The organism is Bacillus tianshenii (assembly GCA_020524525.2).
GTDB lineage: Bacteria > Bacillota > Bacilli > Bacillales > Bacillaceae_N > Bacillus_AV.
In genome coordinates, this window is record CP129018.1 from 59,476 (window position 1) to 74,500 (window position 15,025).

At 38.8% G+C, this 15,025-nt stretch carries 18 protein-coding genes; 8 read left to right on the forward strand and 10 right to left on the reverse strand.

What is annotated here, in order from left to right; translation table 11 throughout:
* The first annotated feature begins 98 nt into the window (after nucleotides 1-98).
* From ptsG to ptsP, 3 genes are read left to right on the forward strand one after another with little or no spacing between them, the layout of a single operon-like run.
* Nucleotides 99-2,150, forward strand: coding sequence for a glucose-specific PTS transporter subunit IIBC (gene ptsG, locus LC040_00260; GenBank protein WLR51372.1), 2,052 nt, complete (start codon nucleotides 99-101; stop codon nucleotides 2,148-2,150).
* 27 nt (nucleotides 2,151-2,177) lie between these two features.
* Complete coding sequence (locus tag LC040_00265) at nucleotides 2,178-2,444, forward strand: phosphocarrier protein HPr (protein ID WLR51373.1); 267 nt, start codon at nucleotides 2,178-2,180, stop codon at nucleotides 2,442-2,444.
* Nucleotides 2,444-4,162 (forward strand): phosphoenolpyruvate--protein phosphotransferase, encoded by a 1,719-nt coding sequence (gene ptsP / locus LC040_00270; GenBank protein ID WLR51374.1) that lies wholly within the window; start codon nucleotides 2,444-2,446, stop codon nucleotides 4,160-4,162. Before LC040_00265 ends, ptsP begins: the two co-directional genes overlap by 1 nt.
* 21 nt (nucleotides 4,163-4,183) lie before the next feature.
* Here ptsP and LC040_00275 read toward each other — a convergent pair whose 3' ends face one another.
* Together LC040_00275 and LC040_00280 are read right to left on the reverse strand one after the other, a co-directional pair.
* The gene (locus tag LC040_00275; GenBank protein WLR51375.1) at nucleotides 4,184-4,684 is read right to left on the reverse strand and encodes an RNA polymerase sigma factor; all 501 of its coding nucleotides are present in this window, start codon (nucleotides 4,682-4,684) and stop codon (nucleotides 4,184-4,186) included.
* A complete protein-coding gene (locus tag LC040_00280; protein WLR51376.1) occupies nucleotides 4,668-5,324 on the reverse strand; it encodes a TetR family transcriptional regulator in 657 nt (218 codons plus the stop codon). Before LC040_00280 ends, LC040_00275 begins: the two co-directional genes overlap by 17 nt.
* A 171-nt stretch (nucleotides 5,325-5,495) precedes the next feature.
* Between LC040_00280 and LC040_00285 the strand changes: the two genes are divergently transcribed.
* The gene (locus LC040_00285; protein WLR51377.1) at nucleotides 5,496-6,197 is read left to right on the forward strand and encodes a response regulator transcription factor; all 702 of its coding nucleotides are present in this window, start codon (nucleotides 5,496-5,498) and stop codon (nucleotides 6,195-6,197) included.
* 51 nt (nucleotides 6,198-6,248) lie between these two features.
* Here the strand turns inward: LC040_00285 and LC040_00290 are convergent, their stop codons facing one another.
* From LC040_00290 to LC040_00305, 4 genes are all read right to left on the reverse strand, one after another.
* Entirely contained in the window at nucleotides 6,249-6,713 is a 465-nt protein-coding gene (locus tag LC040_00290) for an S-ribosylhomocysteine lyase (protein WLR51378.1), read from the reverse strand.
* Nucleotides 6,714-6,747: 34 nt separating this feature from the next.
* Nucleotides 6,748-7,386, reverse strand: coding sequence for a class I SAM-dependent methyltransferase (locus LC040_00295; GenBank protein WLR51379.1), 639 nt, complete (start codon nucleotides 7,384-7,386; stop codon nucleotides 6,748-6,750).
* Between the two features lie 118 nt (nucleotides 7,387-7,504).
* Nucleotides 7,505-8,431, reverse strand: a complete 927-nt coding sequence (locus tag LC040_00300; GenBank protein WLR51380.1) for a DMT family transporter — start codon at nucleotides 8,429-8,431, stop codon at nucleotides 7,505-7,507.
* Nucleotides 8,432-8,437: 6 nt separating this feature from the next.
* Complete coding sequence (locus tag LC040_00305) at nucleotides 8,438-9,043, reverse strand: TetR/AcrR family transcriptional regulator (protein ID WLR51381.1); 606 nt, start codon at nucleotides 9,041-9,043, stop codon at nucleotides 8,438-8,440.
* 189 nt (nucleotides 9,044-9,232) lie between these two features.
* On the opposite strand from LC040_00305, the gene LC040_00310 reads away from it, so the two are divergent.
* From LC040_00310 to LC040_00320, 3 genes are read left to right on the forward strand one after another with little or no spacing between them, the layout of a single operon-like run.
* Nucleotides 9,233-10,087 (forward strand): ABC transporter ATP-binding protein, encoded by an 855-nt coding sequence (locus LC040_00310; protein WLR51382.1) that lies wholly within the window; start codon nucleotides 9,233-9,235, stop codon nucleotides 10,085-10,087.
* Nucleotides 10,084-10,776, forward strand: a complete 693-nt coding sequence (locus LC040_00315) for a hypothetical protein (protein ID WLR51383.1) — start codon at nucleotides 10,084-10,086, stop codon at nucleotides 10,774-10,776. Before LC040_00310 ends, LC040_00315 begins: the two co-directional genes overlap by 4 nt.
* Before the next feature lie 11 nt (nucleotides 10,777-10,787).
* The gene (locus LC040_00320) at nucleotides 10,788-11,516 is read left to right on the forward strand and encodes a hypothetical protein (protein ID WLR51384.1); all 729 of its coding nucleotides are present in this window, start codon (nucleotides 10,788-10,790) and stop codon (nucleotides 11,514-11,516) included.
* Between the two features lie 40 nt (nucleotides 11,517-11,556).
* Here the strand turns inward: LC040_00320 and LC040_00325 are convergent, their stop codons facing one another.
* From LC040_00325 to LC040_00340, 4 genes are read right to left on the reverse strand one after another with little or no spacing between them, the layout of a single operon-like run.
* Nucleotides 11,557-11,715: a hypothetical protein gene (locus LC040_00325; GenBank protein ID WLR51385.1), complete on the reverse strand. Its 159-nt coding sequence runs from the start codon at nucleotides 11,713-11,715 to the stop codon at nucleotides 11,557-11,559.
* Nucleotides 11,716-11,727: 12 nt separating this feature from the next.
* Nucleotides 11,728-13,293 (reverse strand): GMC family oxidoreductase, encoded by a 1,566-nt coding sequence (locus tag LC040_00330; protein WLR51386.1) that lies wholly within the window; start codon nucleotides 13,291-13,293, stop codon nucleotides 11,728-11,730.
* On the reverse strand, nucleotides 13,271-13,882 hold the full coding sequence (locus LC040_00335) for a gluconate 2-dehydrogenase subunit 3 family protein (GenBank protein WLR51387.1): 612 nt from the start codon (nucleotides 13,880-13,882) through the stop codon (nucleotides 13,271-13,273). The genes LC040_00330 and LC040_00335 overlap by 23 nt, the downstream gene beginning before the upstream one ends.
* Nucleotides 13,883-13,896: 14 nt before the next feature.
* Nucleotides 13,897-14,295 (reverse strand): hypothetical protein, encoded by a 399-nt coding sequence (locus LC040_00340; protein WLR51388.1) that lies wholly within the window; start codon nucleotides 14,293-14,295, stop codon nucleotides 13,897-13,899.
* A gap of 146 nt (nucleotides 14,296-14,441) precedes the next feature.
* Here LC040_00340 and LC040_00345 point away from each other — a divergent pair, with 146 nt between their 5' ends.
* The gene (locus LC040_00345; protein ID WLR51389.1) at nucleotides 14,442-14,873 is read left to right on the forward strand and encodes a CBS domain-containing protein; all 432 of its coding nucleotides are present in this window, start codon (nucleotides 14,442-14,444) and stop codon (nucleotides 14,871-14,873) included.
* Nucleotides 14,874-15,025: the final 152 nt, after the last annotated feature.

Below are 15,025 nucleotides of genomic sequence, written 5' to 3' on the forward strand. Positions count from 1 at the left end.
ATATCTTCATATCGACCTGTTGTCTTTTTTCATTCATGCCTTTTTTATTTGCTGCAAACACTTAATAAGTACCATCATGAATTAAGGAGGGAAGGCACATGTTTAAAAATGCTTTCGGTAGACTGCAAAAAATCGGGAAAGCGCTTATGCTTCCGGTTGCCCTCTTACCTGCAGCAGGTCTGTTGCTTGCTTTCGGTAGTGCGATGCAAACTGAGCAAACGATGCAACAGCTTCCATTTCTGCAACTAGAATGGGTACAATTAGTTGCTTCCATTATGGAAAATGCAGGTGGAATTGTCTTCGCTAACTTATCCTTACTATTTGCCGTAGGGGTTGCAGTAGGGTTAGCCGGAGGTGACGGTGTTGCAGGCTTAGCAGCAATTATCGGTTATCTTGTTATGAATGTAACGATGAGTGTCGTGTTAGAGATTACACCTGAAATGGTTGAAGGCAGTCAAGCTTATGCAAACGTTTTAGGGATTCCAACCCTTCAAACAGGCGTATTCGGCGGTATCATAGTTGGTATGCTAGGGGCTTATTGTTACAATAAATACTATACAATCGAACTTCCATCATACTTAGGATTCTTTGCTGGGAAACGATTTGTTCCAATTATTACATCTGTCTTTTCATTGTTTCTTGGTCTTATTATGATTTTCATTTGGCCTCCTGTGCAGGATGCGCTGAATGCCTTTTCACATAATATGATTGATGCAAACAAAACATTGGCAGCATTCGTTTTCGGTGTTATTGAGCGTTCCTTGATTCCATTTGGCTTGCATCATATTTTCTATGCACCATTTTGGTTTGAGTTTGGTCAATATGTTAATGATGCAGGTGAAATCGTTCGCGGTGATCAAAAGATTTTCTTTGCTCAAATGAAAGACGGTGTAGAACAATTTACAGCAGGTACATTTATGACTGGTAAATTCCCATTCATGATGTTTGGATTACCTGCAGCAGCACTTGCGATGTATCATGAAGCTCGTCCAGAAAAGAAAAAGCTTGCAGCAGGTATTCTTGGTTCAGCTGCATTAACTTCTTTCTTAACAGGTATTACTGAGCCGCTTGAATTTTCATTCTTATTCGTAGCTCCACTTCTATTCGCTATTCATGCAGTGTTTGCAGGTTTGTCTTTTATGCTTATGGAAATCTTAAATGTAAAGATTGGGATGTCCTTCTCTGGCGGTGCTATTGACTACTTAATCTTTGGTGTGTTGCAAAATCGGACAGACTGGTGGCTTGTTATTCCTGTAGGACTTGTACTTGCTGTCATTTATTATTTTGGCTTCCGATTTGCAATTCGAAAATTCGATTTGAAAACACCTGGTCGTGAAACAGATGATGATGCATCTGAAAGCGGCGGTAAAGTAGAAGAACTTCCGTATAATGTTCTTGAAGCACTTGGTGGTAAAGAGAACTTAACTCACTTAGATGCATGTATTACGCGTTTACGTGTTTCGGTTAAGGAAGTTGGCAAAGTTGATAAAAATCGCTTGAAAAGTCTTGGAGCGTCTGGCGTTCTTGAAGTGGGAGATAACATTCAAGCAATCTTCGGTCCTCGTTCTGACACCATTAAGAGTCAGATTCAAGATATTATCTCAGGTAAGACACCACCTCCAGCAGGTGAAATAGAAAAAGAAAAGAAAGACCCGATTGGTGAAGATTGTGAAATCCCACCAACAACTTCAACAGAAGAAGAAAGCTTTGCAAGCCCAATTCAAGGTGAAATTTTACCAATTAGTGAAGTGCCAGACCAAGTATTTTCTCAAAAAATGATGGGAGATGGATTTGCAATCCGTCCATCAGATGGCTTAGTTACCGCACCTGCTGACGGTAAAATCGTAAATGTCTTTCCGACAAAGCATGCCATTGGGTTTGAAACGACAAACGGACGTGAAGTCCTAATCCATTTTGGTATTGATACTGTTGAACTAAAAGGTGAAGGCTTTGAAATCTTTGTCGAGCAAGGTGACGAAGTGAAACAAGGCGATAAATTAATGAAAGTAGATTTAGAATATATTCGTGAACACGCAACTTCTACAATTACGCCAATTGTGTTTACAAACCTTAAAGATGGTGAATATATAAATGTTAACCAAAGTAACGTTTCACAGGGCGAAATTGAAGTTGCTTCAATAAAAAAATAACCAATTAAATAAAGGAGTTTGATTACGATGGCTGAAAAAACATTTACAGTAACGAGTGAAACAGGTATTCATGCACGTCCAGCAACTACTTTAGTTAATACAGCAGGTAAATATGAATCAGATATTAACCTTGAATATAATGGAAAGAAAGTAAACTTAAAATCAATCATGGGTGTAATGTCTCTTGGTATCGGTAAAGGGGCAGAAGTGAAAGTCGTCGCTACTGGAGACGACGAAAATGAAGCACTTAGTGCAATTGAAGATATTATGAAAAATGAAGGGCTTGGAGAGTAATGTCACAAAGCATTCAAGGTATTGCAGCATCAAGAGGCATTGCAATTGCAAAGGCATATCGTCTTGAAAACCCTGAGCTAACGATTGAAAAGAAAAACGTTGAAAATGTCGATGAAGAAATTGGTCGCCTTGATCAAGCGCTTCAAACTTCTCAAGGGGAGCTTGAAAAAATTAAAACACGGGCATTTGAAGAACTAGGAGCTGACAAAGCGGAAATCTTTTCCGCTCATCTCCTCGTTCTTAATGACCCTGAGTTAATTAATCCTGTAAAAGAGAAGATCCAAAACGAAAATGTTAATGCTGAATTTGCTTTAAATGAAACAGCAGATATGTTTATTAATATGTTTGAACAAATGGACAATGAATATATGAAAGAGCGTGCAGCGGATATTCGCGATGTAACAAAACGTGTTCTTTCTCATTTACTTGGTGTGAATTTTTCAAACCCAAGCATGATTTCTGAACAAGTGATTATTATCGCTGAAGATTTAACTCCATCAGATACAGCACAGTTAAACAAGAAATTTGTACAAGCGTTTACGACTGATATTGGTGGACGTACATCACACTCTGCAATTATGGCTCGTTCAATGGAAATCCCAGCTGTTGTCGGTACAAAGAGTGTCATGGCCGATATTAAAAATGATGATATCGTAATCGTGGATGGGCTAGACGGTCATGTAATCGTTAATCCATCTGAAGAAGAAATCGCTCAGTATGAGAAGAAGCGTGAAGAGCATGAAGCGAAAAAAGCTGAATGGGCTAAGCTTGTTAATGAACCGACAGTTACAAGTGATGATCATCATGTTGAACTAGCTGCTAATATTGGAACGCCAGAAGATGTAGAAGGTGTATTGAACAATGGTGGCGAAGGAATTGGGCTTTATCGTACAGAGTTTCTGTATATGGGCCGCGACAATCTTCCAACAGAGGAAGAACAGTTCACAGCATACAAAGCTGTACTCGAAAAAATGGGTGATAAGCCAGTCGTTGTTCGTACGCTTGACATTGGAGGAGACAAAGAGCTTCCATACCTTGACTTACCAAAAGAATTAAATCCATTCTTAGGCTTTCGGGCCATTCGCCTTTGCTTAGAGGAACAAGAAATCTTCCGAACGCAACTTCGTGCACTTCTTCGCGCAAGTGTACATGGTAATTTGAAAATTATGTTCCCGATGATTGCAACACTACAAGAGTTTCGTGATGCCAAAGCCATTCTAGAAGATGAAAGAGCGAAGCTACAGAAAGAGAATGTACAAGTTGCAGACCACATCGAAATCGGAATGATGGTGGAAATTCCATCAGTTGCAGTAATGGCTGTTCAATTTGCGAAGGAAGTTGATTTCTTTAGCATCGGTACAAATGATTTAATTCAATATACAATGGCTGCTGACCGTATGAATGAGAAGGTTTCATATTTGTATCAACCATACAACCCAGCGATTTTGCGCCTTGTGAAGAATGTTATTGATGCAGCGCATGAAGAAGGAAAGTGGGCAGGTATGTGTGGTGAAATGGCCGGCGATTCAATTGCTATTCCACTACTACTTGGTCTTGGCCTTGATGAGTTCAGTATGAGTGCTACATCAATTCTTCGAGCAAGAAGTCAAATGCTACATCTATCGAAAGCAGAGACAGAAGCAGCAATGGAGACCATTCTTTCAATGGGAACAACTGAAGAAGTTATGACATATGTTCAAGAAAAATTTAATGCATAATTTAACGAAAGCAGTGTGGAATTACCCACACTGCTTTAATTGTTTTCGGGCTCGATAGATTGTTGATTTAACTTTTGATAAATTCCAGTTAAGCTTCATGGCAATTTCCTTGTAGGATAAGTCCTCGTGCTCTTTCAAATAGAGTACTTCTCGATAGTTTTTGTTTAATTGTTTGAATTTTATTTGAATTTCTTCTTCATCGGTGAGGAGGTTGATGTAATCTTCTGGCGTAAGGAATGAGGACTGTGGCTCGTATATTAACAAATCTTCCTTCACGTTATTTTCAAAAAATTTATTCTCCTTCCGGTACCATGAAATAAAGGTATTATAGGCGATGCGATATAACCATGTTTTGAAAGAGGCTCGTTTTTCAAAAGTATCAATCGCCTTGTAGGCCTTCAAAAAAGTTTCTTGGCAAAGGTCTTCAGCTGATTCTTTCTGGTGTGTTCGTTTATATAAAAAGTGGTAAATGCTATGATAATAAAGGTTATACATTTCAGTAAAGTCAATGTTCTCCCTCATATTTTTTCCCCTCTGTATTAATTTGCAATAAATGTACAAGTGAGCGTTGAAGCGCTTCGTATTGCTCAAGAAGCCGTGTGTCTTCTTCGGAAAAGTGATGGTGTGTCAAAAGTAAGCCTTCGTTAAAGGAAAGCGTAAAATGTGCTAAGTCAGTGGCTGACATAAGTGGGTTTAGCTCTTTCTCGCGTATGATTCGTTCGAAAAATTGCTCAAAGAATTGTAATGCCCCTTCGTAACGTGACTTCATATACTGTCTTCGTTCATTGTTTCTCCAGCTGGTTGATAGGTATTCCAAAATAACAGGAGCAAAAGCCTTTATTTCATCATCTGTTGTTTGAATATCCTGTAATAGCATTTCAATAAATATTACGAGAATTTGTTCGGCACTTTTCTCATTTATTTCTTTCCAATGTTCATGAATGTTTGAGCGTTCCTTATCAAGTAATGCAAATACCCCTTTAAATAATTCTTCTGTACTTCCGAAATACATATAGACTCCGCCTCGACTCATACCTGATTCTTCTACGACATCTTTCATAGTTGTCGGTTCGAAGCCTTTTCTTTCGAATACACGCTTTGCAGCATATAGAATTTGTTTCTCTCGTTCTTTTCTTTGATGTTCTGAAATTTTGGGAGTCATATTACCATCCATTCTTTTGAAAATAAAAACGACATGTATGTCATTATAATAAACGACACACGTGTCGTTGTCAAAGTGCTCTTCTGAAAAATAAATCAATTTATTCTATATAAAGATTTTTTTGCTAAAATGTAAGTAGATAGACTTGGGTGAAACGGAGGTGTATGATGAGTGAAAGAAAAGATTATGATCGTAGAAGATGAAGCAGAGATTAGGGAGTTAATTGAGCTATACTTGCATAATCACGGGTACGAAACCGTAACAACAGATAATGGGTTGGAAGCTGTCGAAATGTTTTATACGGAATCACCAGACCTTGTCGTCCTAGATATTTTATTGCCGGGAGCGGACGGGATTACAGTATGTAAAAAGATTCGTGAAACGTCTCTCATACCGATTCTTTTCTTAAGCTGCAAGCGGGAGGCTGAAGATATTATTACTGGTCTTGAACTTGGGGCTGATGACTATATAACCAAACCATTTGACCCTAGTATTCTTGTAGCAAGGATTAAAGCGAATCTTCGCCGTCTTCCGTTTAGACAGCAGGATAGTGAAAATCTCTTAAAATACGGGAACCTTGAAATTGATTTAAATGCTTACTTGGTGAAAGTAAATGGGGAAGGGATTAATTTATTTGCAAAGGAACTACAGTTATTAATATTACTAGCAAGAAACCCTGATAAAGTGTTCAGTGTTGATCAACTTTATTCAAGCATTTGGGGAGTCGATAGTTTTGGCGACACACGTACTGTTATGGTGCATATAAGTAATCTTCGTAAAAAAATTGAAGTAGATCCTGCCAATCCAATCTTTATTCAAACAGTGAGGGGATTTGGGTATAAGTTTAGTACGAAACTTCCAAATTATGAATAAAAACAAGCCTGTGGGCAAAAGATGCCACAGGCTTGTTTCATGTTCTTCTATTTATGCGAAAACTTCTGTCCATTCATCTTTTTTAGCAAGCATTTTTTGTGCGATTTCTTGTGCTCCTTCAAGGCTGTGGCTTGCTGCCCAACCGCATTGAACTTCGTTGCACGCAGGTACTTCTGTGGCAAGAAGTACGTCATTTAATGTTTTATCAAGTGCATCTAAAATGTCTTCGTAGCTGTCATTATTGACAACTGCAAGGTAGAAGCCTGTTTGGCAACCCATTGGTCCTACATCAAGAACATTATCAAGGTGGTTACGAACAAACTCTGCCATCATATGTTCAAGGGAGTGAAGGGCAGGCATCTTCATATGATCCTTGTTTGGTTGGCAGATACGAATATCATATTTATAGATTTTATCGCCTTTCGTACCTTCTGTTACTCCTACAAGACGTACGTATGGTGCTTTTACTTTCGTGTGGTCAAGGTTAAAGCTTTCAACATTCATTTTTTCAGCCATTTTATTCAACTCCTTCGACAATTTGTGCGCGTTCTTACCGTTTAACAGCTGTCATTAAGAAGACAAAATCATTTATACGCTTGAAAGATACTGAAAAGTCATGCTTCTCAAATGTTTGCTCAAAAAATTCGATTGTCGTGTAATACTCTGTTCTTAAATCTTGAGCAAGGTTCAGGAAGCCTTGTTGCTCGGATTTTGAAATCATCGCTTGCTTTGCTTCTTCGTCTTGAAAAATTGTATCTGCAAATGCAATGACTCCACCTGTAGGAAGCATATGACTATAAGTTTGAATCGCTCGATCTTTCTCTTCATCTGTTAAATGATGAAAAGCATACGTACTGGTGATGCTGTCAACCGGTTCTTTCGGCGCGGGAAAATTCAGAAAATCTCCATCTACTATTGTAACATCATTTAGTTTCTTCGTTGCAATTGTCCGCATTTCTGCAGAAGGTTCAACCCCATAAACGCTTCGTCCTTTTGTTATTAGTTTTTCTGTTAAGTTTCCTGTTCCAAGGCCGAATTCAATTACATGGCCAAAAGTAGCTTCGGCCGTTTCTTCTAGGATTTTGTCATAATTGATAAATACATCTTTATACTCAAGGTCGTGTCCTACAACCGCTTCATCATAAGACTTAGCCCACTCATCAAATAAACCGATAAATTCACGGCCCATTTGCTTTTCATCTCCTTTTAGTTAAATTCATATAAATATGATATGAATAATAAGGATTGATGTTACTATAGCACGAAAAAAGGGCATTGACAACGCTTCGTCTGTCAATGCCCAGTGCTTAAGATAGGTAGCTTTCTTGTTTCATTGTTGATTTCGTTCGGAACTTAAGAACACCGGTTGTGATAAGAACACCGATGATGACGATGCTTCCGCCAGCAAGCTGTGACCATTGCAAGGATTCCCCAAGAAAAGTGACTGCAAAAAAGGAAGCAAACATAGGAATGAGATTGAGAAATGGAGATGCTTTGCCTGGTCCCACAAGCGCAACCGCACTATTCCATGATAGAAAAGCGGCTACCGAAGCGAAAACTCCAAGGTAGAGAATACCGAAAATAGAATTCATACCAAAAGTCATCGGCACCCCGCTAAGCCATTCATACGCTGAAAAAGGTGCAAGTATCATGGCCCCGACTGCCATTGTTACTAGGAATAAGCCTTTTGCTGGGTAGAGCGGCGCATATTTTTTCACTAATACTGAATAAATTGCCCAATCGATCACGGCTGCGACCATCCATAACTCCCCTTTGTTAATCGAGAAGTTAAGGAGCACCTCAAGAGAACCTCGGCTAATAATAAAAAGGACGCCAATGAGTGAAAAGATAAAGCCAACAATATGCTGCCACGCAAGCCGTTCTTTCAAAAATAAAAAAGATAAAAGCATAATGAAAACAGGAGCTGGCGCATTAATAAGTGCTGCGTTAATGGATGTTGTAAAGTGCACCGCAATGTAGACAAACGAATTGAAAATAACAATCCCTGTTAGTGATAACCAAAAAACTGGCTGCCAATGCCTCTTAAACAAGGGCATTGAAGTCTTCATATCATGCCAGCCAAAAGGTAGAAAAAATAAAAAAGCCGTACACCACCGTAAAAAGGCTAGGGTGAACGGCGGCATTGTTTCAGAAAAGCCCCGACCAATTACAAAGTTGCCTCCCCAAAACAATGCTGCCAAGACAGGAAGCAAATAGACATATTTTTTGTTCAAGCTTGTTTATTCCTCCTTATGAGTGCTGCCAATTAATCCGTAGAAAAATAAATGAAGCATCTCTTCTGTAAATTGTTTTAGTTCATTTTGTGTTTGAAAAGCCTGTGGATAGTTGCGCATTTCGTTGGCAAACATATTCATATAGAACATAATTGCTTGTTCTGAAATGGATGGATGGATATCACCAGATCCTTTGCCTTGTTGAATTAATTGAATGAACAAAGGCATTGTCTTTTCCTCTGTATACGTTTGCACCAAGGATTGAATATCAGGTCGTTCTGATATAAGCGTAAAAATAAAATCTGGATTGTAGGAGGAAGCAAATTCCACTTTATGTTTCATTAACCCTTGGATCTTCTCTCTAAAGGATTCATTTTCCTCCATAATTTGTTTGTAACACTTATATTCTTGTTCAAAAAGCGTTTGAACAACTTCGTAGACAAGACCATCCTTGCTTCCGAAATAGTTATAGATGGTTACTTGTGAGACATTTGCTTTCTCAGCAATCTGTTGAATATTTACTTTTTGTACGCCATCTTCTGCAAATAAGTCTAGGGCAGCTTGACGGATATCATTCTTTTTTTTTTCTCTTCGTTTTTCAAAGCCATTCATTGTATACACCTCTTCACTATCTTAACAAAGCATCATTTCATTTATCTATATTATAGCCTCGGATGAAAGTTTTGAAATAAAATTCATTATTCATTTCAAAATATATTGCTTTTTAAAAAGTTGAGCGTTAAAATATGAAATATAAACAACTTATTATTTCAAAATTTAAATTAAAAGTTGGTGATAGAAATGATTGATGTCCGCAATCTTGTATTTCGCTACCCAGGGAATGAACAACCGACTTTACAAGGATTAGATTTTCATATTGATAAAGGTGAGATCTTCGGTTTTCTTGGTCCGAGTGGTTCGGGAAAGAGTACTACGCAAAACTTACTAATCGGACTTCATAAGCAATACGAAGGAGAAGCGAAGGTCTTTGGAAAAGAAGTTAGAGATTTAAAAAATGATTATTATGAAAAAGTTGGTGTCAGCTTTGAACTGCCAAATCATTATCAAAAAATGACGGCGCTAGAAAACCTGAACTTCTTTCGCTCGCTTTATAAAGGGAAAACAAATGAACCAGAAAAGCTTCTAGAAATACTTGATTTATTAAAGGATAAAGATAAGCGTGTTTCAGACTTCTCAAAAGGGATGCAAATGCGCTTAAATATTGCTCGTTCACTCGTGAATGCACCAGATTTACTTTTCATGGATGAACCGACATCTGGTCTTGATCCGGTGAATGCTCGGCGGGTGAAGGATTTAATTATTGACTTGAAAGAGAAGGGTCATACGATTTTTTTAACGACTCATAACATGAATGTCGCTGAAGAATTATGTGACAGAGTTGCATTCATTGTTGATGGTCACATTAAGTTAATTGAGTCACCAAGAAAGCTGAAGATGCAATATGGAGAACGGTTAGTTTCTGTTACACACCGTGTAGAACAATCCTCTCAAATAGAAGATTTTCAGCTTGAAGGTCTTGGAGATAATGAGCGTTTCTTAGAATTACTACGTGGGAATGCGATTGAAACGATTCATACGAAAGAAGCAACATTAGAAGATATCTTTATCCAAGTGACAGGGCGTGAGTTAGTATGACAAGACTTACCTCTGCTTTAACAATGGACTTTCGTATGCAGTGGCGTTATAAATTTGTTCATGCAGCTGCTTTCATTTCAATTGTCTGGCTGGTTATCCTGACGCTCTTGCCGACTGAATATATGAACTTAGCAATTCCATTCGTTATTTTTGGAGATTTAGGGATTGTAGGCTTTTATTTGTTAGCAGGGATGATCCTTTTCGAAAAAGGTGAATCGACATTGCAGGCAATTGTTGTGTCACCGCTGTCGTTCTTTGAGTATTTAACAGCAAAGGTCATCGCCTTTACTGTAATGGCGGTTGTCATCTCTTTGGTCATTGTTTTTTCGTTTGCAGGCTTTGGGGTGAATTATTTTTATATCATTACAGGAACAGCTCTAACGTCTGTAGTATCACTTTTAATCGCGTTTATAGCTGTAGCGCCGTACAAATCAATTAGTTCTTTTTTGATGCCCTCTCAGCTATATATGCTTGTAATGAATTTGCCCCTGTTAGATTATTTCGGATGGCTTGAAGCGAAGTGGTTGTACGTGATTCCTTTGCAAGCCTCACTTCTTTTACTTGAAGGTGGGTTTCGTGAACTGTCTTCCTTTGAAGTGCTTTATGGGTTTCTGTATCAAGGGCTTTGGATTGTATTGTTGTATTTGTTAGCAAAACGTTCGTATGAAAAGTATCTAGTAAAGGAATAGGAGGGGGTATAATGCATATTTTAAGGGCGCTTGGCATAAATGATTTGCGGAGTATCCGGCGCGATTCATTATTGTTATATGTGTTGTTCATCCCTATTTTAATGGTCGTGCTCATTCGTATTTTCATGCCGCTTGCGGGTGATTATTTTAGTGCAAAATTTCAAATTGATATTATGGAACATGTTCCATTAATCTTAAGCTTCTTTTTTATCTTGCAAATTCCTGTTATTTTTGGTTTGGTATTTGGTTTTTTGATTCTAGATGAGCGGGATGAACGGACATTAACGGTTTTGAAAGTGACGCCAATGTCGATGAATACGTATGTTGGGTACAGGTTGATGTCTGTGTTCATTTGCACCGTCATCTATATTACGGTGCTTATTCCGACAACAGGAATTTTCGATATGCAATTTTTCATTGGAACGATCCTTATTTCACTTCTATCTGGTTTATTTTCGGTATTTGTCCTGCTTGTATTGCCTACATTTGCTAATAACAAGGTTGAAGGCTTGGCATTGATGAAAGGGCTAGGGATCTTGTTTCTTGGTCCGCTTGCAGCTTATTTCCTTTCCTCTAACTGGCAATATGTATTTGGGTTATTACCAACATTTTGGCCCGCAAAAGCTTTTTGGTTGTTATGGGAAGGAGAAGCCTTTCTTCTGCCATTGTTGATTGGGCTAGGTTATTTTCTAGTACTTAACGTCTGGATGTTTAAGAAGTTTATACAAAAAACGACATAAGAAAATGAGCTTCAGGAGGGTAATTCCTCCTGAAGCTCATTTATTTGTCAGGTCCTTTTTCACGTGTGTGATGCTCACGTTGCGGATGCATATCATATAAGGCTTTTTTTAGTTCTTTCTTTGCCTTTTGTGCATCTCTTTCGTCTTTCTTTGCTTGCTCTTCAATTCGCTCCACATCTTTTTTGGAATGATCTTTCATGGTGTTCTCCTTTCATCTAAAGTTTCCTTTTTTAAATCGTTCGATCATGTATTCCGCACTCCGTAGGGCGAGGGCATAAACTGTGAACGTAGGATTGGCACTTGGTGCTGTTACGAAGGTAGGGGTTCCGAGTATAAAAAGGTTCTTTACGTCGTGTGTTTGCCCGTAGCTATTTACAACTGAGTCTTCCGGATTTTCGCCCATACGGCAACCACCTATAAGATGTGCTGTCGATTGAAGATGATAAAGTGGTTTGCCTCCTGCTGCATGCCCAAGTTCGGTTAGTTTTTGTTTAGCAGCTCTGCGTATTGCAATATCGTTAGATGAGAGAGACATCGAGACGATTGGAATAGGTACGTCATATTCATCCTTTTCACTGCCTAGTGTAACGCTATTTGTTGCTTGTGGAAGCATTTCACCAAGCATTGCAAAGGCTGCGTAATGATTGTAATCGAGCATTCTTCGTCTTAATGTTTCTCCCCAAGCTTCTCTGTCGTTTTCCGAAAATAACTTTGCCAGCCTTATAGGTCGTGAACCATAGGAATTCATGATGAACCCTCTTGCGTAGTCACCGCTTCTTGCACCTTCTTCATATGTGTCTAACGTTAGTGCTTGGACGGGGTTTCCGCGATACATACGAATTTCCTCATCAAATCGAACGAGCAGTTGGTCATTCATATTGGTCATTAAGAATTTCCCAACCGTTCCAGATGAATTAGCTAATCCATTTGGGAACAGAGCACTTTTTGAATGAAGAAGAAGCCGCGGTGTTTCAATTGCATAGGCCGTTAAAAGGATAAGGCTTGCCGTTTGCAAATACTCTTTCCCGTTTGTAATGTATTTTACACCTTTTGCAGTTCCATCTTTGTTTAGAAGAATTTCAACTACCCTGGCATTTGCTTGAATGGAGACACCGTTTTTTATCGCTAATGGGATAAAGGAATTCAGTGGAGTTGTCTTGGCATTCGGCATACAGCCTTCCTCACAAAAGCCTCTATTTGTACATGGGTGTCTTTCACCATATGGTGCAGATAGTATGGCTAGCGGGGAAACAGAATGGCGCAGACCAAGTGCCTCACAGCCAGCTCGAAATTTTAATGTATTATTTGATAAATCATGATGCTGTGGGTAAGAAAACGTTCCTCCATATGGTTTCCATGGAAAAGAATTGGGTCCCGAGAAACGTAATAATTTTTGAATACGTTCATAATAGGGCTTAACCTCGTCGTAAGTAATCGGCCAGTCTTCGCCTACACCTTGTAATGTTTTCGTTTGAAAATCAGAATGATGAAAGCGAAGCATCTGGGCGGTGTAATGGACAGCACTTCCGCCAACACCTTTTCCAGAATTGTTGCGGGATAAATTAATTGGGTCATTTCCTGTGCTAATCCTAGGCTCATTCCAGAACAGCTTTTCCATTTCCAATTCATCACTTACAAAGTCACGGAGTGGTTCATGAAAAGGCCCTGCTTCAAGGCATGTTACAGATAAGCCGGCATTACTTAACACGTATGCAGCAGTACTTCCAGCTGCTCCAGTCCCGACTATGCATACATCAACGTGAGGAGGGTTTGTCATGCACTGGCGCCTCCCATTTGTCAAATTGCTTTGGACCGAACGCATAATACCCATGTGGATAAGCAGGTCCGCCATAGCCGATTGCTGACCAAACAGAAGGGTCAGAGTAAACAATTGAAATTAGTTCATCCATTAATGTTTGCATAAATGTATATGGAGCAACATTCTGCCAAATATTTTTTAATCCTTTGTTATTCATCCACTCTTCAATAAGGTGCTGTTGTTCCGCCTTTTTTAAGGATAGGAAAGGTTGGAAATATGCTTCAAGACTATGTGATTGGATACTTTTTAATCCAAGATGGATGATGGTAAGTTTTGTATGTCTGCAGCCTTTTCGATATCCCCGTAAGTACCCTTTTGCACAATGTTCATCAAATAGACTTACAACATCAATCGATTTTTCGCCTAAGTGAGAGGGAAACAAGTGATGTACAAGATCAGCCAACAATTCTCGCTCTTCTGCTGTAAAAAAAGTTGAATCCTTCGTTTGAGCCCTACTCTCAATGACACGACGTGTATGCTCGTCCCATTCATCTTTATGCTTCATCACGTGATAATTTGGATAATACGTTTTTTTAGGATGTTCCACCTCTTTCACTCCCTTTATAAAAGAATCGCCAACAAATTAAGTGTCCCGAATAATGAAATTAGGAGTGGCAACACAAATGGTGGGCCAGTCATGAAATTTTCAATGGTATAACCGCCTGTTCGTTTTCCAATTGATTTCAAATGAAAAGAAGTGCCGATAATGCCCAGCCATATAGCAGAAGTTGAAACAATGAGTTGAACCCAGCTGAACCAAGAGTCTTGAACAAATAGAGTAACAATGCCAATTAGAGCTGCAACAGGGAGTACAATAACAGGAGCCCACATTAGCTTTAAATGAAATTTACCGCGCTTATGCCAGAGGGTAACTTGGATCCATAATAAGAAATAACCAATACTTGAAAGCAGTGTTATTGTCCATGGGGCCGTCCAACTGCTCCAGTCATCGACGATCATTCTCACAACTCCTTCTTTAAAAAAGGTTGTCTTATTTCTATTGTGGGATATTATTCCTTAACTATGTATAAAATCATTAGCAGATTTTGTTTTTTATAATTCGGCAAGGATAAGCCAAACTAATTTTCGAAAGGGAGGTAATGATCATGAACCAATCAATTCGTAACCTTATGCAGTCTAATGTCATTTCTGTCGATTCGAATCAATCTGTGAAAGATGCTGCGGAATTAATGAGCAAGCATAATATCGGTGTGTTGCCTGTTACTGAAAGTGGGCAAGTTGTCGGTATGGTAACAGACCGAGACATTACACTTCGTAATACAGCTCAAGGACAACAGGGAGATGAGCCTGTTTCTCAAATTATGTCAAACAATGTTATTCAAGCAACACCTGAGATGGATGTTCAAGAAGCGGCGCAAATAATGTCTCAAAACCAAATTCGTCGCTTACCAGTCGTTGAAAACGGCCGCATTATTGGTATGCTTTCACTAGGTGACTTAGCGACGAATGAACAGTTTGACCACCAAGCTGAAGAAACGTTAACAAATATTTCAACTCCATCTAAGCCTCAGCTGTAAACATGAGAAAACACCTGCTTTCGTGGCAGGTGTTTTGATGTTTTGAAGGGAAATAGTTGTGGAATAATACATATGTTAGGTACTTCTTAATCATTTGACCAATTGCGCTTTTTTTGGCAATATAACAGCATCCACCCAACATTTATAATGAA